The organism is Nesterenkonia alba DSM 19423, from assembly GCF_000421745.1.
GTDB classification, from domain to species: Bacteria; Actinomycetota; Actinomycetes; order Actinomycetales; family Micrococcaceae; genus Nesterenkonia; species Nesterenkonia alba.
The window spans coordinates 1-16,976 of sequence record NZ_ATXP01000003.1 but is presented as its reverse complement, the minus strand read 5'-3'; the positions used below and the strand labels follow the sequence as shown (position 1 = coordinate 16,976).

Sequence of the window (16,976 nt, the reverse complement as noted above, 5' to 3'; positions counted from 1 at the left end):
CGACATGGCGAGACAGCGGTCACAGAAGTATCACGCACGTGACATACTGGTGATGCACTGATTGAACTGCATATTCCTCAGGCACCTGAGAACGATGACGTTATTGGGGGTCAGCAGCGCCGGCACGGAGTAGGTGTCCATGGCGCGGCTGATCCCCAAGTCGTTGTATCGGGTCATGCACCCTCACGCCGGACACGGAAGGAAAACAGCACATGGCGACCACCATCGCGATCAACGGTTTCGGACGGATCGGGCGCAACGTCCTGCGCGTCATCGCCGAGCAGGGCCAGGACCTGGAGGTCGTGGCGATCAATGACCTGACCGACCCGGCGGTCCAAGCCAACCTCACCAAGTTCGACTCCGTGCTTGGCCGGTTCCCCGGTGAGGTCTCCCTCGATGGCGAGAAGCTGGTGGTCAATGGCCGCAGTATCGCCCTGTACTCGGAGAAAGACCCCGCCAAGCTGCCGTGGGGTGAGCTCGGGGTGGACATCGTCCTGGAGTGCACCGGCTTCTTCACTGATAAGGAATCGGCGAGCAAGCACATTGACGCCGGAGCGAAGAAGGTCATCGTTTCTGCTCCCGGTAAGGGCGTGGACGCCACGTTGGTGCTCGGGGTGAACGAGTCGGTCTACGACCCGCAGAACCACACCGTTATCTCCAATGCTTCCTGCACCACGAACTGCCTGGCTCCGGTGGCCAAGGTGCTCAACGATGAGTTCGGCATCGTCGAAGGCCTGATGACCACGATTCACGCCTACACCGGAGACCAGCGTCTCCACGACGCCCCGCATAAGGACCTGCGTCGGGCTCGCGCAGCCGGGCTGAACATCGTCCCCACGTCTACCGGTGCGGCCAAGGCGATCGGCGCGGTGCTGCCGGAGGTCGACGGTAAGCTCGACGGTTTCGCGGTCCGGGTTCCGGTTCCCACCGGCTCCGGTACCGACCTCACCGTCACGGTCAAGAAGGAGGGCGTGACCGTCGATGAAGTCAACGCCGCCTTCAAGAAAGCCGCCGAGGGCTCGCTGGCCGGTGCTCTGGCCTACAGCGAGGACCCGCTGGTATCCACCGACATTGTCGGGGACCCACACGCATCGATCTTCGATGCTCCGTTGACGAAGGTCATCGGCCAGACGGTGAAGGTTTTCGCCTGGTACGACAACGAATACGGCTACAGCTCCCGGCTGGCCGATATGGCGGTCTACGTCGGCAAAACGCTGTAATCTGACTGGTATGAAGACCCTCGATGACCTGATCGCTGACGGCGTCGCGGGGCGCACTGTCCTGGTCCGCAGCGACCTCAACGTCCCCCTCGACGACGGCCGCGTCACCGACGACGGTCGCATCCGCGCCTCCCTGCCGGTTTTGGAGAAACTCGCCGCGGCCGGCGCCCGGGTAATCGTCACCGCACACCTGGGTCGCCCCGAAGGGGAGCCGAAGCCGGAGTTCTCTCTGGCCCCGGTTGCCGCTCGCCTCGCAGAGCTGACGCAGGTACCGGTCACACGGGCTGAAGACCTTGTAGGACCGAGTGCACAGGCTGCTGCCGCCGGATTGTCCGATGGGGAGATCCTCCTGCTGGAAAATGTCCGGTTTGATCCGCGGGAGACCTCCAAGGATGAGGCCCAGCGTGCCCAGCTGGCCGGGGAGTTGGCGGCGTTGACCGGACCGCGCGGCGCCTATGTCAATGACGCCTTCGGGGCGGTGCACCGCAAGCATGCCTCCGTCTACGACGTCGCCTCTGTGCTTCCGGCATATCAGGGCGACCTGGTGGCCCGGGAGCTTGAGGTGTTGACCCGGCTCACCGAGCAGCCTGAGCGCCCCTACACGGTGGTGCTGGGCGGATCGAAGGTCTCGGACAAGCTCGCCGTCATCGAGAACCTCATGCCCAAGGCGGACACTCTGCTCATTGGGGGAGGGATGGTCTTCACCTTCCTCAAAGCCCAGGGCTACGGAATCGGCAAGTCCCTGGTGGAGGAGGACAAGCTTGAGGTCGTCCGGGGCTTCATCGCCGCCGCCGAAGAGCAGAACTGCCGGCTGGTTCTGCCGACCGACGTTGTGATGGCCTCGGCTTTTGCCGCCGACGCCGACCACGAGGTCTTGGCCGTTGCTGAGTTGGAGACTGGCTCGCACGGTGCTGATGCTCTGGGCCTGGACATCGGTCCGGACTCAGCTGCTGTCTTCGCTGAGGAGATCGCCGCAGCCAAGACCGTCTTTTGGAACGGGCCCATGGGCGTGTTCGAGATGGCAGCATTCGCCTCCGGAACCAAAACGGTGGCTCAGGCGCTGGCTAAGACCGCCGGTTTCACTGTTGTCGGTGGGGGAGATTCCGCCGCGGCGGTGCGCAGCTTCGGATTCAGTGCATCGGACTTCGGGCACATCTCGACCGGCGGCGGCGCTTCCCTGGAGTACTTGGAAGGTAAGAACCTGCCGGGTATTGAAGCCCTCAACGTCAGCTGACTGCTAGCGCACTAACGACCACGACGAAGGATGTCATGACTCTTCAGAAAGACGGCCAGTTCATCCGCCGCCCCCTCATTGCGGGTAACTGGAAGATGAACATGGACCATATGCAGGCGATCGCTCTGGTCCAGAAACTCGCGTGGACTCTGGACGACGCCGAGCATGACTACCAACGGGTCCAGGTTGCCGTCTTCCCACCGTTTACCGATTTACGTGGTGTGCAAACGCTGGTGACCGGGGACAAGCTCTCCTTGGACTACGGTGCCCAGGATCTTTCTCCGGAGGACTCGGGCGCCTTCACGGGGGATATCTCCGGTGCGTTCCTGGCGAAGCTGGGTTGCCAGTTCGTTCTCGTGGGGCACTCTGAACGGAGGGAAGTCCACGCCGAGACCGATGAGTTGCTCCACCGGAAGATCGCTGCTGCGCTGCGGCACGGTTTGGCCCCTGTGCTCTGTGTGGGCGAGGGCCTCGAAGTCCGTGAAGCCGGCAAGCACGTGGAGCACACCTTGGGTCAGCTCGAGGCTACGCTGGCCGACTTCAGTGCAGAAGACCTCGCTGAGCTGGTCGTGGCGTATGAGCCGGTGTGGGCCATCGGCACAGGGAAGACGGCAGGACCGGAGGACGCCCAAGAGATGTCCGCAGCGATCCGGAGCAAGCTCACCGAGCTGTATGGTGAGGACTTCGCAAGCGGAGTTCGGGTGCTCTACGGTGGCTCGGTGAAATCCGGGAACGTGGCAGCAATCCTCGCCGGTACCGACGTTGACGGGGCGCTGGTGGGCGGTGCCTCTCTGGATGCCGAAGAGTTCGCGAAGATCGCCCAGTTCGAGAAGCACGTCACCGCTGAGTAGGATAAGAGCGCTATGGACTTCCTCATGATCTCATTGCAGGTGGCGCTGGCCGCCATCAGCCTGCTCCTCATCCTGCTCATCCTCCTGCACAAGGGGCGCGGTGGCGGAATGAGCGATATGTTCGGCGGCGGGGTGACCAGCTCCCTGGGTTCCTCCGGTGTGGCCGAGCGAAACTTGACCCGGCTGACCATCAGCCTGGGCATTATCTGGGGCGTCATCATCGTCGCCCTCGCGCTCATCATTCAAATCAACGTCGAGTCCTAGCGCTCCGTCAAGAGGTTCAGCGAGGGTTCTCAGAGCCCGGCCGCGGCAGCGCGATCCAGATGCCAGACGGTCTGGTGTGCCCCGCGCGCATTGCGTGCCGGGATGTCCTCCACCGGGGTGTCTTCAGCGAAGGCTCGAGTGACCGCTTCAGTCTTCGACTCCCCGGCGGTGACCAGCCAGACCCGACGAGCAGTGTGGACGGCGTCGAAGGTCAGGGTGACCCGCAGTGGAGGGCCCAGCTCAGATGGAGCGTCCTCTTCTCCCACAGTGGTGCGACCCGAGGCCTGCAGCGTCTGCTTGCCCGGGAAGAGGCTGTTGATGTGCCCATCAGGTCCCACCCCAAGCAACATGACCGCGAATTGCGGCAGGTGTAGTCCGCTGATGCCGCCGGTGGGGGAGTAGGCCTGTAGTTGCTGGGCGTACATCTCTGCTCCGGCCTCCGGGGTCGCGGCCTCCTCGGAGGTGGCAACGGGATGGATATTCTCAGGCGGGAGGCCGAAGTCGTCCACCAGCAGGTCAAGGAGAGCATCCCGCGCCTGCTTCTCATTGCGGTCTGGATCATCTTCGGGCAGCAGACGCTCATCACCCCACCAGAAGTGCACTGCAGCCCAAGCGGGCTCCTCGGCGTGGCCGGTGCGCAGCAGCGCAGCGACCGAGCGCAGCACAGCGATGCCGGGGCCACCGCCGGTGAGCGAGATGTGAGCGGCACCTTCTTCATCCACGGTCTGTTTGATGACCGTCAACAGCTTCGCGGCGACGGAGTCGGCCAGCTGTTGCTGGTCCTCGAAGATCTCTGTGACCGGTTCAGCAGTAGCGGTATTGACCTGCACGCTCATCCTGGCAGTACCCTTTCTCATCTGTGATCTGATCCGCCTTAAGAATTCACCTTAGGCAGCAAATCTGCACGTCAGCCGGGAATTCTCCACTCACGCCCATCACGGGCGAGCAGCTCGTGGGCTGAGTCTGGGCCCCAGGACCCAGGAGCATAAGGCTCCGGCTGGGCTGATTCCGACTCCCAGTGCTGAATGAACGGATCACAGATCCGCCAGGAGAGCTCAACTTCACGGTGCCGAGGGAACAGCGGGGGTTCACCGAGCAGCACATCGAGGATGAGCCGCTCGTAGGCTTCCGGTGACTCCTCGGTAAAGGAACGGCCGTAGGAGAAGTCCATATCGACGTCGCGCACATCCATGGTGGTACCCGGCACTTTGGAGGTCAGCCGTAGTGTGGCCCCCTCATTGGGTTGGATCCGGATGATGAGTGCGTTCTGCCCGAAACGGTCGTCGTCGCTTTCGGTGAAGAGTAGGTTCGGTGCCTTCTTGAAGACCACGGCGATCTCCGTCACCCGGCGGGCCAGACGCTTACCGGTGCGCAGGTAGAACGGCACTCCGGCCCATCGGCGCGTGTGGATGCCCAGTTTAAAGGCGGCAAACGTTTCAGTGGTGGAGTGCGGGTCGAAGCCCTCCTCGTCGAGGAAACCGACGACCTGTTCACCGTGCTGTTCGCCGGAGGAGTACTGCCCCCGAGCGCTGGCAGCTTCAATGTCCTCCGGGACCTGCACGGCTTCGAGGACTTTCTCCTTCTCGCGGCGCAGGTGGTCGGCGTCGAACCGAATGGGTTCCTCCATCGCGGTCAACGCGAGCAACTGGAGTAAGTGGTTCTGGATGACGTCCCGAGCGGCACCGACCCCATCGTAATAGCTGGCCCGCCCATCAATTCCGAAATTCTCCGCCATGGTGATCTGCACGTGGTCGACGTGCTGGTTGTTCCACAGCGGTTCGAAGAGTCGATTGGCAAAACGCAGTGCCACCAGGTTCTGGACCGTCTCTTTGCCGAGGTAGTGGTCGATGCGGAAGACATCGTCAGAGGCGAAGACCCGTTCGATGGCATGATTGAGCTCGTGGGCCGAGGCTTCATCATGGCCAAAGGGTTTCTCAATAATGACCCGTGACCAGGGATCCTTCGGGTGTTGTTGCCGCCGGGCCAGGCCGTGGGCGTCGAGTTTCTGGCAGACCGTCTCGAAGGAGTTCGGCGGGATGGACAGGTAGAAGGCATGGTTGCCTCCGGTGCCGCGGGTTTCATCCAGTTCCGCAAGGGTTTCGCCCAACTGAGCGAAGGCGTCGTCGTCCTCGAATCCACTAGCGGAAACGAAGCGCAGCCCTCCGGCCAACTGCTCCCAGATCTGCGGATCAAAGCGGGTCCGGGAGCCGGCTTGGACGTGCTTGAGGACTTCCTCGGCGAAACGGTCGTCACTCCACTCGCGGCGGCCGAAACCCACCAGAGAGAAACTGGCCGGCAGCAGACCCCGGTTGGCGAGGTCGTAGATAGCCGGGAGTAGCTTCTTACGGGCCAGATCACCGGTGACACCGAACATCACCATGGCACACGGACCAGCCGAGCGTGCTCCGTTGGGGGCCGGAGCCGGGGTCATCTGCTGTTTCACAGGGCGCTGACCGCCTCGAGAATCTGGTCAATACCGGCTTCCCGGTCACGCAGATGCAGCCGCAGCACAGGCATACCGTGGTCGGCGAGCACCTGAGCATCCCCGGCGGCCTGGGCTGCAATGAGCTGCCCCAAGCTAAAGGGTCGTTCTGGGACTTCGAGATCTTCGGTCACCGAAGCGGTGAGCTGGAGGAAGACACCCACGTGAGGGCCACCCTTGTGGAACTGGCCGGTGGAGTGTAAGAAACGCGGACCCCAACCGAAGGTAACCGGTCGGCCGACGGCCTGGGCCAGCTGGGGGCGAATGTCCTCTAAGCGAGCTTCGGTGGTCCGGTCCAGGTAGGCCATCACCGCCAGGTAACCGTGCTCGGGGACACGCCCAATGAGTGCCCGCAGCGCCTCAGGCAGTGTGGTCTGACCGGAACTGAGCAGGGATTCATCCCCGGCGGTGCGGATCTCCACGGTGCCGTCGACGGTGGCCTCGCTAGCCTCCGGGGCGGGGGAGTCCAGCAATCCGCGGGCTGCCCGTTTGGCCGACTCAACATCGGGCTGATCGAAGGGGTTAATGCCCAGTAGGGAGCCGGCCACCACAGTGGCGACCTCCCACAGCAGGAACTGGGCCCCTAAACTACCCCCGGTACGTACTGTGTGTGGGGTTACCACGGTCTCGCCGGCGTCGGCGTCGACACTGGCACCGTCTTCGGCCTCGGCGTCTACGATCTCAGCGACCAGGACGTCGTCGAACTCCCGTGTCAGTTCCGGCTCGCCGTCGGCGACAAGCACCGGCAGAACTCCTGTGCCGTTCTTGCCGGTGGACTCGGCAACGAGCTGCTCGATCCAGGCTCCGAGTCCCACCAGGGGAGAGCCGGCATCGACAATGACGAGCTTATTGCGCAGCGGTTCTGTACCGCCGATGGCCGCACCCAACTGCAACCCGGGGTTGGAGGCTTCGTTCTCGGCCAGCACCCCGGCGGCGTCCTCGGCGTCGTCGAGCAGCTGAGCGACATCAGCCCCGGCCAGCCCGGCGGGCACCAGCCCGAAAGCCGTCAGAGCTGAGTACCGGCCGCCCACCGTCGGGTCCGCTTCGAAGATCGCGCGTACCCCGTCGGCGCGGGACTGCTCGTGCATGGGGGAGCCCGGGTCGGTGACCACAACGGTCCGTGAGAACGGATCGATCCCGGCATCGCTGAAGGCTTTCTGCACAATGCGGCGCTGAGAATCGGTCTCCACCGTGGAACCAGACTTCGACGAAACCACCAGCACGGTTCGCTGGAGATCGCGCAGGGCCCCGGAGACCTGCTGAGGGTCGGTGGAGTCCAGCACGGTCAACTCCACGCCCTCGGTGGCGCAGATGACCTCCGGAGCTAGCGAAGACCCTCCCATTCCGGCCAGTACGACTCGGTCGACACCCTCATCGGTGAGTTCCTCGCGCAGACGGGTGATCCGGGGCAGAAGCTCCTTGGAGTCGTCGAAGAGCGAGACCCAGCCGAGGCGTTGTGCCGCCTCGTCCTCAGCTTCGGGACCCCACAGGGTGTGGTCCTTGGCCGCCAGGCGGGAGGCGAACTCGTGGTCTACCAGACCGGGCACATGGGTATCGGCGGCCTCGCGGGCCGCGCCGAGTAGTGACAGCGCCAGTGAACTCATGCGTTCCTCTTCAGTCCTTCGTCGATGGTGCTGAGCAGGCCTTCCCAGGAGGTATCGAACTTCTGCAGTCCTTCGGCCTCCAGAGTGTCGACGACATCGCGGTAACTGATCCCAGCAGCGGAGATACCGTCAAGAACCCGGTTGGACTCCACGTAGGTGTCCGTCATCGTGTCGCCATCGACCTCCCCGTGGTCGGCCAGGGCCATCAGTGTCTTCTCTGGCATGGTGTTGACCACCCCGGGAGCAGCCAGCTCGGTCACGTAAAGAGTGTCGGAGAGGCTGGGATCTTTGGTTCCGGTGGAGGCCAGCAGCAGCCGCTGTGGACGCCCACCCCGTTCAGCCAGCAGCAGCCAGCGTTCGGAGCTAAAGGACTCGGTGGCGATCTGGTGAGCCAGCCGGGCATTGGCGATGGCAGCCTTGGACTTCAACTTGGCAGTATCCGGTTTGCCCGCCTCTGCGGCAAGCTCTAGGCGCTTGTCGACCTCGGAGTCCACCCGGGAGACGAAGAAGCTAGCTACCGAATGGATCTTGGAGATATCCAACCCATCGGCGTGGGCTTTCTCCAGGCCGAGCATGAACGCGTTGATGACCGCCCGATAGCGCTCCAGCGAGAAGATCAGTGTCACATTGACGCTGATGCCTTCAGAGAGCACTGTGGCAATCGCCTCGATCCCTTCGACCGTGGCAGGGATCTTAATCATGACGTTCTCGCGGTCTACCGCCTGATACAGGGCCCGGGCAGCTTCGATGGTCCGCTCAGTGTCCCGGGCCAGCCGCGGGTCAACCTCGATGGAGACCCGACCATCGACACCATCGGTGGCGGCGTACACACCGGAGAAGAGATCACACGCAGCGCGCACATCAGCGGTGGTGATCTCAAAGACCGCCTGTTCGGCGTCGGCACCTTGAGCTGCCAGCTCCTTCAGCTGCTCCTCGTAGGCCTCGCCCTGCTGCAACGCGGTCTCGAAGATCGTCGGGTTAGTGGTGACTCCCACGACGTGATGGGTTTCAATCAGCTGGGCCAGGGAACCGTTGTTGAGCCGTTCCCGGCTGAGGTCGTCGAGCCAGATCGAGACGCCGACATCACTCAGCGCCTGGGTGTTGGGGTTCGCAGTGGTGGTCTCAGTGGACATGCGATTCTCCTTCGCGGGGTGGGGAGGTCTCAGGCTGCAGCGCGGATAGATTCTTCGGCGGCCTCAGCGACAGCCTCCGAGGTGATACCGAACTTCTGGTACAGGGTCTTGTAGTCGGCCGAGGCTCCGAAGTGATCCAGTCCGACGATCCGGCCAGCATCGCCCACATAGGGGTACCAGGTCATCGGGTGGGCGGCCTCCACGGCCACGCGCGCCTTCACCGAGGACGGCAGCACCGCTTCGCGATAGTCAGCGTCCTGCTCGGCGAACCACTCCAGGCAGGGTGCGGAGACCACCCGGGCGGCGAGACCCTGCTGGGCCAGTGCTTGGCGGGCCTCCACAGCCAGGGACACCTCAGAGCCGGTGCCGATGAGGATGACATCGGGAGTCACCACGGCCCCGTCCTTGACCGCCTCGGCGAGCACATAGGCCCCCTTGGACACACCCTCGACCGAGCCGAAGCTCTCCGCAGTGGCGGCTCCGGAACCGCGTTCGTAGGTCGGTACCCCCTGACGGGTCAGGGCGATACCGGCCGGGCGGTCACGGCGCTTGAGGATCTCTCGCCAGGCGATAGCGACCTCATTGGCGTCAGCCGGACGCACGACGTCGAGCCCCGGGATCGCCCGCAAACTCGGCAGCTGCTCCACTGGCTGGTGGGTCGGACCGTCTTCCCCCAGGCCGATGGAATCGTGCGTCCACACGAAGATCGACCCGATCCCCATCAGGGCAGCCAGGCGGACCGCCGGGCGCTGGTAGTCGGAAAAGATGAGGAAAGTGCCGTTATAGGTGCGCAGAGGCACCGAGAGCTGGACCCCATTGGTGATGGCAGCGGCAGCATGCTCCCGCACCCCGAAGTGCAGATTGCGCCCATACGGGTCAGCTTCGAACTTTGCGGTCTTCCGCTGCGAGGGCACAAAACTTGGCTCACTGCTGATGAGCGTGTTGTTGGAACCGGCCAAATCCGCCGAACCGCCCCAGAGCTCGGGCAGCACCGGAGCCACCGCGTTGATGACCTTTCCACTGGCGGCACGGGTGGCTACCGCTTCTCCGGCGGGGAACTCCGGAAGAACCTCTTCCCACCCCTGAGGCAACTCACCGTTGAGGAGCCGGTCGTAGAGAGCCGCCGAGTCGGGATTGTTCTGCCGCCAAGCGGCAAGGTTCTTCTCCCACTCGCGCCGAGCCGCAGCACCGCGCTCGGCGACCTGGCGGGCATGGCTGAGGACCTCTGCGTCGATGTGGAAGTGCTGCTGGGGATCGAAGCCCAGTGCCTCCTTGGTGGCGGCCACCTCGTCTTCCCCCAGAGCGGCACCGTGCGCAGCACCGGTGTTTTTCTTGGTCGGAGCCGGCCAGCCGATAATCGTCCGCAGGCAGATCAACGAGGGCTTGGAGGTCTCCGCGCGGGCCGCGGTGAGGGCCCGCTCCAGCTCGGCGACGTCCTCGACGTAGTCGCCGGTTTTCAACCAGTCGACCCGCTGGACGTGCCACCCATAGGCCTCATACCGGGCCGCGACATCCTCGGTGAAGGCGATATCAGTGTCGTCCTCAATGGAGATCTTGTTGTCATCCCAGATGACATTGAGATTGCCGAGCTCTTGGTGACCGGCCAGCGAGGAAGCCTCAGAGGTCACACCCTCCTGAAGGTCCCCATCCGAGGCGATGACCCACACCGTGTGGTCAAAGACAGAGGTGCCCGGGGCGGCGTCGGGATCCAGTAGCCCACGCAGGCGACGCTGCCCGTAGGCAAAACCCACCGAGGAGGCCAACCCCTGGCCCAACGGCCCGGTCGTGATCTCCACCCCGTCGGTGTGCCCGTACTCCGGGTGGCCCGGAGTCTTCGACTCAAAGGTCCGCAGCGCGGCCAAATCATCCATCTCCAGCCCATAGCCGGAGAGGAACAGTTGCACGTAGAGGGTCAGTGAAGTGTGTCCAGGGGAGAGGATGAACCGATCCCGTCCCATCCACTGCGGATCCGAGGGATCATGGCGCATGACCTTCTGGAACAGCAAGTAGGCCGCAGGGGCCAGGGACATGGCGGTCCCAGGGTGGCCGGAGCCGCATTTCTGCACCGCGTCAGCGGCCAGCACGCGAGCAGTGTCCACCGCACGCTGGTCGAGCTCGGAGAAGACGGTGTCGGTATCGGTCACGGAAGTGTCCTCCATCAGGGTTTTTCTCATCAGGGTTCATCAGGAGCACATCGTTGTGCCGCATCTCACTACAGCCTACCCGGGGTGACTGTAGGCGTCTTCAGTTACCGCACGATTGCCGGGTCTTCACCATCAGGCGCCGAGCCAGTGAGCCCCAGAGCGAAGCGCACCAGATCAAGATTGCGATGTATGACGTTGAGATCGGCCGCATCGGCCAGTGCTGGTTTAGCGCAGAAAGCCACGCCGACGCCGGCGGCATGCACCATATCGAGGTCATTGGCACCGTCTCCGATCGCCACGACAGAAGCGGGATCAACGCCGTACTCCGCTGCCCACGACTGCAGTTGCTGGGCCTTAGCGGCCCGATCCACCACATCTGAGTGGACTCTGCCGGTGAGTACACCACCGGAGACCTCCAATACATTGGCCCGATGCGCGGAAAGCCCCAATTGTTCAGCCAGCGGGGCCAGGATCTGGTCGAACCCCCCCGGAGACCGCCACCACCGGCCAGCCGCGGCTGCTCACCGCAGCAATGAGCGCTTGTGCCCCGGGGCTCGGGGTGACCTGGTGGAGCACTTCCTCCAACACCGTCACGGGGAGACCTTCCAGAGCGGCGACGCGGGCGTGCAGCGACCCGGCGAAGTCCAGTTCACCGCGCATCGCGCGTTCGGTGATCTCGGCGACCTCGGCCTCACGACCGGCGTGGGCAGCGAGCAGATCGATGACTTCCTGGTCGATGAGCGTGGAATCGACGTCCATGATGAGCATGCCCGTCTTCCTGGGACGCTGCCCGGCCGGCAGCACTGTGGTGGTGACATCACCGCTGAGCTGGTGGGCGGCATCTTGCAGCAGCGAGGCTAACCATCCGGTGCCTTCGGGGTCGTCGTAGTCCTCTACCGAGACCGCCCAACGCACCGCGTCCACCGGACCAGCGGGGGTGGGGAACGACGACGATTCGCTGCGGTGCACCTGGCCACGTCGGGTGAACTCGGCGGTCACCGAACGCATCAGGGACGGTGGCAGATGTTCGGCGGCGAGGGTGGCCACCGTTCCGGCGGGCAGGTCAGCAGGTCGGTCAGTGCGGGGTTCACTCATGGCCTGGTCACTCTATCCGTTCGATAGTGTGGAGCCCATGAGTCCAGTCCTCTCCCTCGATGGCGTCACGGTGCGCCGTGGACGCAAGCTACTGCTGAACAACCTCAGTCTCACCGTCGGTGAGGACGAGCGGTGGATCATCATTGGTCCCAACGGTGCGGGGAAGACGACCCTGCTGCAGATCGCCGCGGCCCGGCTGTTCCCCACCACGGGACGAGCCCAGGTGCTGGACGAGACCCTCGGGCGGGTGGACGTCTTCGAGCTGCGTCCGCGGATCGGGCTGTGCTCCAACGCGGTGGCCAACTCCCTGCCCGGTCATGAAACCGCGCTCAATGCCGTGGTCACCGCTGCCTACGGGGTGACTGGACGTTGGCGTGAGCAATACGAGCAGCTCGACGAGCGTCGGGCCTTCGAATTACTCAATACCTGGGGGGTGGGCACGGTCTTTGACCGACCCTTCGGGCAGCTGTCTGAAGGGGAACGGAAGCGGGTGCAGATCGCTCGGGCGCTGATGACCGACCCGGAGCTGCTGCTCCTTGATGAGCCGGGTGCCGGCCTGGACCTTGCCGGCCGGGAGTCCCTGGTCGCTCGGACCTCCCAGTTGGTCTCCAGCCCGGAGGCACCCACCACGATTCTGGTGACCCACCATTTGGAGGAGATTCCGCCCGGGTTTACCCATGTGCTCATGCTGCGGGACGGGGAGACCGTTGCCTCCGGTCCGATCGGGGAGACCCTCACCGGGGAGAACCTCTCCACCACCTTTGACATGCCGTTGCGCTTGGTGGAGCGCGAGGGACGCTACTCAGCCTTCATGGTTCGCTGACCCGTGGAGGCGATTCTCGACTTCGAACTGCACGGCCTCGGCTTGGGGCTGCTGTTACTCATCCTGCTGGCTGGGATCTGGGCTGGGGCGATCAACACGGTGGTCGGCTCAGGAACTCTGGTGACCTTCCCGGTGCTGGTGGCCTTTGGTGTCCCGCCGGTCTCGGCGACAGTCTCCAACGCGATGGGTTTGATCGCCGGTAACTTCACCGGGGCCTGGGGCTACCGGCGGGAGATCCGCGCGGTGCGTGGAGTGCTGGCCCGGTTAGTGCCGGCGTCGTTCCTCGGTGGAGTCATCGGGGCCACGTTGCTCATCACATTGCCCGAGGAGGTCTTCGGTCGAGTTGCGCCGGTGCTCATCGCCCTGTCGCTGGCCATGGTGCTCGCCCAACCGAAGCTCTCAGCGTGGGTGAAGCGCCGTGCTGCCGAACGCACTGCCGACCCGGACCCCAATACTCCGCAGCCCGACGACGACCCGCAGGCCGCCGGGGAGAAAGCGGCTGCTTCGGTGCGTTGGCCACTGGTGTTGTTGGTCTTTCTGGCGGGCATCTACGGGGGATATTTCGTCGCAGCCCAGGGCATCCTGCTCATGGCGATTATGGGGATTCTCTTGGCGGCTACGATCCAGCAGGCCAATGGGGTGAAGAACCTGCTGGTGGCGTTTGTGAACCTGACTGCTGCGGTGAGCTACGTCGTCGTCGACTATTTCATCCGCGATCCGGACGACCGGGTGATCCTCTGGGGAGTGGTGCTCATCATTGCGGTGGGTTCGACGATCGGCGGGCTCATCGGGGCCTGGGTGGGGCGGCGACTCAGCCCGGTGGTGTTGCGGGGAGTCATCGTCACCCTGGGATTGGTCGCCCTAGTGGTCATGCTCAATAATCTCTTCGAGTGGATCTGAGCTCTTGCCTGGCGTAGTATGGACTGTTGGCCCTGCACGGGCCCACGATCTTTCGAGTTCCCGAATGCTTCTGGCACAAACCAGCGGCGCATGAAAAGGATCCACTGATGAAGGCAGATATCCACCCGAAGTACCAGCCGGTGATCTTCAACGACCTCTCCTCCGGTGAGAAGGTCCTCACCCGGTCCACCGCGACAAGCGATAAGACCATGGAGTGGGAGGACGGCAACACCTACCCGGTGATTGACGTCGAAATCTCCGCAGCCTCCCACCCTTTCTACACCGGTAAACAGCGGATTATGGACTCCGCCGGCCGTGTGGACAAGTTCAACAAGCGCTTCGCCGGCTTCGGCGGGAAGAAGTAAGCTCAGCGCCGGACAATTCGTTCCGGCTGCTGCTGCCGTGCTAAGCTCTCTTGGCTCCAGGTGAGTGGATCAGCTGGCAGCAGCCCCCTTGCGCGGGTGGCGGAATAGGTAGACGCGCTAGCTTGAGGTGCTAGTCCTCTATTAATGAGGGTGGGGGTTCAAGTCCCCCCTCGCGCACGAATGGAAAATGGTCTCTGATCAGGAGTTTTGAACTCCTGATCGGGGCCATTTTCGTTGGAAGTGCTAGAAAAAGTGCTAAGCGTTGCCGAGGTGGGCGGCGAAGCGGGTCACGGCCGACCGCTGCATGGTCGGGGTGACGTGGGAGTAGATGTTCATCGTCGTGGTGATCGTTGAGTGCCCCAAACGCTCCTGGACGACCTTGGGGTGCTCTCCGAGTTCGAGCAGCAGGGTCGCGTGGGTGTGACGCAGCCCTTTGATCGTGACCCGGTGCATGGTGTCGTGCTTCTTGGTGAGCCAGTTCATGCGGCGATCCCAGCGGCTCGTCATCGCGTCGGGTGAGCGCACCTTCCCGTCGTCGTCCCCGAACACGTAGGCATCGGCTTTCGCCAGCTCGAACGAGACCTCGGCGCGGGCGACCTTGTAGGAGGCGAGCACCTTCAAGGTCTCGGCGTCCACGTCGATGACGCGGGCGTTGCCGGTCTTGGGTGGTTTCGTCTTCGTCCAGTCGTCGGTGTCGACGGCGCGGCGGATACTGACCCGCTGGTTCTTCGTGTTGATGTCCGACCATTTCAGCGCGAGTGCTTCCGATCTGCGCATACCGGTGTAGGCGATGAATCGCCACATGGGGAACAGCTCGTCTTTCAGTTCTTTCTCGTTCCAGGTGAGGAACAGGGCGAGCTGGTCGGCCGTCCAGGTGACGATCTCGGGTTTCTGTGCCCGCACCTCGCTCGTGGTCGGCGGCTTGACGGTGCGCTTCTTCTTCGCCGGGTTGACCGTCAGGTGCCCGTCGTCGATCGCGGCGTCGAGGATCGCACCGAGCACGACATGCACCTTGTGCACCGAGTTGGCCGACAGCGGCTTGCCCTTGCCGTATTCGTCTTTGCGGCCGTGGTCTTCGAGGTCGCGGTAGTGGCGGGCGATCCTCGTGGCGGTGAGCTTGTCGAGCCGGATCGCGCCGAGCTGGGGCTTGATGTGGTTGCGGATGATCTTCTTGTACCCCTTGATCGTGGAGGCGGCGAGCTTGAGCCCTGCCGCCCACTCGTCGGCGTATACACCCACGGTGGGCACCTTGTTGCCGAACTTCTCGTTCTGTTTGCGCTGCTTCAGCGCCTCTTGCAAGGCATCGTTCGCTTCGTCGGTGCTGGTGAACCCGGAACGGGTGAGACGGCGCGATCCCATTTCGGGATACTCGGGGTCTTTGAGCACGTAGATCTGGAACCGCCACCGCTTACCCTTGTCCGTCTGGTACTCCTGGATTGAGCCGGGCTGCCGGGAGCGGGAGCGGCGCTGCTTCTTCTCACCCCCGTCGCTCTGCTCCGGTGCGGATGGTTTCTTTGTGGTCATGACAGGCTGCTCCTCGCGGTCGTTTTTCCGGGCTGGTGGGTCTGGGGGTAGTTGTCGATGTAGTCGGCGGCGTTGAACACGCGCCCCTCCGGGTCGAGCTGCACGCCCCGCTCCCGGATCACCCGCGCCCGGGCACGCGCCGCATCCAGGCGCTCCTGGTAGGCGGCGATGGTCTTGGGGTGCGCGCTGGGCCGGTCGGGATCATCCTTGCTTGGGGCGGTCATGCCGGCGAGGGTGGTTTCGAGGTGGTGGATGCGGTCGGTGCAGATCACCCATTCCTGCTGCCAGTAGTTGAACAGCCCCTCGTCGGTGAGCACGAGTTCCCCGCGCATCCACCGGTCGATCTCCTCCGGCTCGAACTCCTCCGGCACGCCGGTGAGCGTCGTCTGCCCCTCCGGTGGTGTGAGGAGAGCGGCGGGGGTGGTGCGCAGCAGGTACGCGATGACAGTGAGGTCGTCCACGTCTACCCGGCGATCCCCGGCCTCCAGTTTGCTGATGCCCGACGGGGAGAGTTTGCGGCCTGCGGCGGCGATCCCGTCGGAGAGCGTGCGCAAGTCCATGCCGATCGCCTGCCTGGCGGCGCGGATGTTGTTCGCGACGTGCGTGTTCGTGATTCCCGCGGGGTTGCCCCGCACCCGTTCTGTTTCCATACAAGAAATCTACACTGCTATACTTGACAGCGCAAGACCCGTGGATCTATTCTGGTGGGCACCTTCTCGCGCGTGGACTGGAACGGATGGTGTGATGATGCGGCAGAGCACTCTCGGCATGGAAGACCTGCGCAAGCGGCGCAGCCTCGTCATCACCCGCAAGGAAGCCGCCGAAGCGCTCGGCGTCGATCCGCGCACGGTCACCACCAGCATCAACGAGGGCACGATCCCGTCGGTGAGGCTTGGGCGGCGGATCGTGATCCCGCGCGAGAAGTTCCTCGCCCTGTTCGCCGACGACACACCTGGCCGCGAGTCCTGAACGCCTCTGGGTGCGGGTGTGCCGATTCGGCACCGCCCCGTGGTGCCTCACAGTCAAGTCCCCGGGAAATGACCCCTCGTGCCTCACCTAAAAATCCCCGCGTAATCGAGGGCCCTGGAGGGGGTTAGGCTGCGCGGGCTCGGCGTTGGTCGATCTTGATCCATTCAGCTTCTGGCATCGCCGCGGCGGCCTTGGCTTCGAGCTCGCGCTCTAACCTGCGGGTGGGAGCCGCAGCTAGCGCGGTGAGCCGCTGTTGGATCGTGGTGATCCGCCGGGCGATGTCCACGACGTTCAGTGAGGCTTTGTAGGCAGCCAGCTCGTCCTGCTGGGCCTGGTTGAGCACTTCGGCATCCAGCAGCCGGTAGTAG

At 63.9% G+C, this 16,976-nt stretch carries 19 protein-coding genes and 1 tRNA gene; 9 read left to right on the top strand and 11 right to left on the bottom strand.

Annotation, left to right across the window (positions count from 1 at the left end):
* Positions 1-30: 30 nt before the first annotated feature.
* Positions 31-177 carry a hypothetical protein gene (locus H578_RS16145; protein ID WP_022872234.1) on the bottom strand — a complete coding sequence of 49 codons (147 nt, stop codon included), beginning with the start codon at positions 175-177 and terminating at the stop codon, positions 31-33.
* 35 nt (positions 178-212) lie between these two features.
* Between H578_RS16145 and gap the strand changes: the two genes are divergently transcribed.
* Genes gap through secG form a run of 4 tightly spaced genes read left to right on the top strand, consistent with a single transcriptional unit; the run spans position 213 to position 3,569 of the window.
* On the top strand, positions 213-1,220 hold the full coding sequence (gene gap / locus H578_RS0103045; RefSeq protein WP_022872233.1) for a type I glyceraldehyde-3-phosphate dehydrogenase: 1,008 nt from the start codon (positions 213-215) through the stop codon (positions 1,218-1,220).
* 10 nt (positions 1,221-1,230) lie between these two features.
* A complete protein-coding gene (locus tag H578_RS0103040; RefSeq protein ID WP_022872232.1) occupies positions 1,231-2,454 on the top strand; it encodes a phosphoglycerate kinase in 1,224 nt (407 codons plus the stop codon).
* Positions 2,455-2,489: 35 nt separating this feature from the next.
* Entirely contained in the window at positions 2,490-3,305 is an 816-nt protein-coding gene (gene tpiA / locus H578_RS0103035) for a triose-phosphate isomerase (protein ID WP_022872231.1), read from the top strand.
* A 12-nt stretch (positions 3,306-3,317) separates the two neighbouring features.
* Positions 3,318-3,569 (top strand): preprotein translocase subunit SecG, encoded by a 252-nt coding sequence (gene secG, locus H578_RS0103030; RefSeq protein ID WP_022872230.1) that lies wholly within the window; start codon positions 3,318-3,320, stop codon positions 3,567-3,569.
* 29 nt (positions 3,570-3,598) lie between these two features.
* On the opposite strand, the gene pgl is transcribed toward secG, so the two are convergent.
* The 7 genes from pgl to H578_RS16675 form a co-directional block, all read right to left on the bottom strand.
* Positions 3,599-4,405: a 6-phosphogluconolactonase gene (pgl, locus tag H578_RS0103025; RefSeq protein WP_022872229.1), complete on the bottom strand. Its 807-nt coding sequence runs from the start codon at positions 4,403-4,405 to the stop codon at positions 3,599-3,601.
* A gap of 71 nt (positions 4,406-4,476) precedes the next feature.
* The gene (gene zwf / locus H578_RS12875) at positions 4,477-6,000 is read right to left on the bottom strand and encodes a glucose-6-phosphate dehydrogenase (RefSeq protein WP_033420214.1); all 1,524 of its coding nucleotides are present in this window, start codon (positions 5,998-6,000) and stop codon (positions 4,477-4,479) included.
* An 8-nt stretch (positions 6,001-6,008) separates the two neighbouring features.
* A complete protein-coding gene (locus H578_RS0103015) occupies positions 6,009-7,655 on the bottom strand; it encodes a glucose-6-phosphate isomerase (protein ID WP_022872227.1) in 1,647 nt (548 codons plus the stop codon).
* Positions 7,652-8,788 (bottom strand): transaldolase, encoded by a 1,137-nt coding sequence (gene tal, locus H578_RS0103010; RefSeq protein ID WP_022872226.1) that lies wholly within the window; start codon positions 8,786-8,788, stop codon positions 7,652-7,654. The genes H578_RS0103015 and tal overlap by 4 nt, the downstream gene beginning before the upstream one ends.
* A 29-nt stretch (positions 8,789-8,817) precedes the next feature.
* Positions 8,818-10,947, bottom strand: coding sequence for a transketolase (tkt, locus tag H578_RS0103005; protein WP_022872225.1), 2,130 nt, complete (start codon positions 10,945-10,947; stop codon positions 8,818-8,820).
* Positions 10,948-11,036: 89 nt separating this feature from the next.
* The gene (locus H578_RS16560; RefSeq protein WP_281163346.1) at positions 11,037-11,381 is read right to left on the bottom strand and encodes an HAD hydrolase family protein; all 345 of its coding nucleotides are present in this window, start codon (positions 11,379-11,381) and stop codon (positions 11,037-11,039) included.
* A gap of 4 nt (positions 11,382-11,385) precedes the next feature.
* On the bottom strand, positions 11,386-12,027 hold the full coding sequence (locus H578_RS16675; protein ID WP_281163345.1) for an HAD-IB family phosphatase: 642 nt from the start codon (positions 12,025-12,027) through the stop codon (positions 11,386-11,388).
* 37 nt (positions 12,028-12,064) lie between these two features.
* Here H578_RS16675 and H578_RS0102995 point away from each other — a divergent pair, with 37 nt between their 5' ends.
* From H578_RS0102995 to H578_RS0102980, 4 genes are all read left to right on the top strand, one after another.
* Entirely contained in the window at positions 12,065-12,850 is a 786-nt protein-coding gene (locus H578_RS0102995) for an ABC transporter ATP-binding protein (protein ID WP_022872224.1), read from the top strand.
* A 3-nt stretch (positions 12,851-12,853) separates the two neighbouring features.
* Positions 12,854-13,750, top strand: a complete 897-nt coding sequence (locus H578_RS0102990; RefSeq protein WP_425411254.1) for a sulfite exporter TauE/SafE family protein — start codon at positions 12,854-12,856, stop codon at positions 13,748-13,750.
* A 107-nt stretch (positions 13,751-13,857) separates the two neighbouring features.
* Positions 13,858-14,115, top strand: a complete 258-nt coding sequence (locus H578_RS0102985; RefSeq protein WP_028463877.1) for a type B 50S ribosomal protein L31 — start codon at positions 13,858-13,860, stop codon at positions 14,113-14,115.
* A 90-nt stretch (positions 14,116-14,205) separates the two neighbouring features.
* Positions 14,206-14,292 (top strand) — tRNA-Leu (locus H578_RS0102980).
* A gap of 78 nt (positions 14,293-14,370) precedes the next feature.
* On the opposite strand, the gene H578_RS0102975 is transcribed toward H578_RS0102980, so the two are convergent.
* Together H578_RS0102975 and H578_RS15410 are read right to left on the bottom strand one after the other, a co-directional pair.
* Entirely contained in the window at positions 14,371-15,639 is a 1,269-nt protein-coding gene (locus tag H578_RS0102975) for a tyrosine-type recombinase/integrase (protein WP_022872223.1), read from the bottom strand.
* Positions 15,636-16,289, bottom strand: coding sequence for a helix-turn-helix domain-containing protein (locus H578_RS15410; RefSeq protein ID WP_156837191.1), 654 nt, complete (start codon positions 16,287-16,289; stop codon positions 15,636-15,638). Before H578_RS15410 ends, H578_RS0102975 begins: the two co-directional genes overlap by 4 nt.
* Positions 16,290-16,386: 97 nt before the next feature.
* Here H578_RS15410 and H578_RS0102965 point away from each other — a divergent pair, with 97 nt between their 5' ends.
* Complete coding sequence (locus tag H578_RS0102965; protein WP_022872221.1) at positions 16,387-16,608, top strand: helix-turn-helix domain-containing protein; 222 nt, start codon at positions 16,387-16,389, stop codon at positions 16,606-16,608.
* Between the two features lie 124 nt (positions 16,609-16,732).
* Here H578_RS0102965 and H578_RS16380 read toward each other — a convergent pair.
* The coding region (locus H578_RS16380; RefSeq protein ID WP_033420205.1) for a hypothetical protein at positions 16,733-16,976 on the bottom strand (244 nt) is incomplete at its 5' end.

Excerpts from the sequence above, each read along its gene's own strand:
- pgl (WP_022872229.1), bottom strand. The coding sequence starts at position 4,405 with ATGAGCGTGCAGGTCAATACCGCTACTGCTGAACCGGTCACAGAGATC.
- H578_RS0102975 (WP_022872223.1), bottom strand. The coding sequence starts at position 15,639 with ATGACCACAAAGAAACCATCCGCACCGGAGCAGAGCGACGGGGGTGAG.
- zwf (WP_033420214.1), bottom strand. The coding sequence starts at position 6,000 with ATGACCCCGGCTCCGGCCCCCAACGGAGCACGCTCGGCTGGTCCGTGT.
- tal (WP_022872226.1), bottom strand. The coding sequence starts at position 8,788 with ATGTCCACTGAGACCACCACTGCGAACCCCAACACCCAGGCGCTGAGT.
- gap (WP_022872233.1), top strand. The coding sequence starts at position 213 with ATGGCGACCACCATCGCGATCAACGGTTTCGGACGGATCGGGCGCAAC.
- H578_RS0102985 (WP_028463877.1), top strand. The coding sequence starts at position 13,858 with ATGAAGGCAGATATCCACCCGAAGTACCAGCCGGTGATCTTCAACGAC.
- tpiA (WP_022872231.1), top strand. The coding sequence starts at position 2,490 with ATGACTCTTCAGAAAGACGGCCAGTTCATCCGCCGCCCCCTCATTGCG.
- H578_RS0102995 (WP_022872224.1), top strand. The coding sequence starts at position 12,065 with ATGAGTCCAGTCCTCTCCCTCGATGGCGTCACGGTGCGCCGTGGACGC.
- H578_RS16675 (WP_281163345.1), bottom strand. The coding sequence starts at position 12,027 with ATGAGTGAACCCCGCACTGACCGACCTGCTGACCTGCCCGCCGGAACG.
- H578_RS16145 (WP_022872234.1), bottom strand. The coding sequence starts at position 177 with ATGACCCGATACAACGACTTGGGGATCAGCCGCGCCATGGACACCTAC.
- H578_RS0103015 (WP_022872227.1), bottom strand. The coding sequence starts at position 7,655 with ATGAGTTCACTGGCGCTGTCACTACTCGGCGCGGCCCGCGAGGCCGCC.
- secG (WP_022872230.1), top strand. The coding sequence starts at position 3,318 with ATGGACTTCCTCATGATCTCATTGCAGGTGGCGCTGGCCGCCATCAGC.
- H578_RS15410 (WP_156837191.1), bottom strand. The coding sequence starts at position 16,289 with ATGGAAACAGAACGGGTGCGGGGCAACCCCGCGGGAATCACGAACACG.
- tkt (WP_022872225.1), bottom strand. The coding sequence starts at position 10,947 with ATGGAGGACACTTCCGTGACCGATACCGACACCGTCTTCTCCGAGCTC.
- H578_RS0102965 (WP_022872221.1), top strand. The coding sequence starts at position 16,387 with ATGCGGCAGAGCACTCTCGGCATGGAAGACCTGCGCAAGCGGCGCAGC.
- H578_RS0103040 (WP_022872232.1), top strand. The coding sequence starts at position 1,231 with ATGAAGACCCTCGATGACCTGATCGCTGACGGCGTCGCGGGGCGCACT.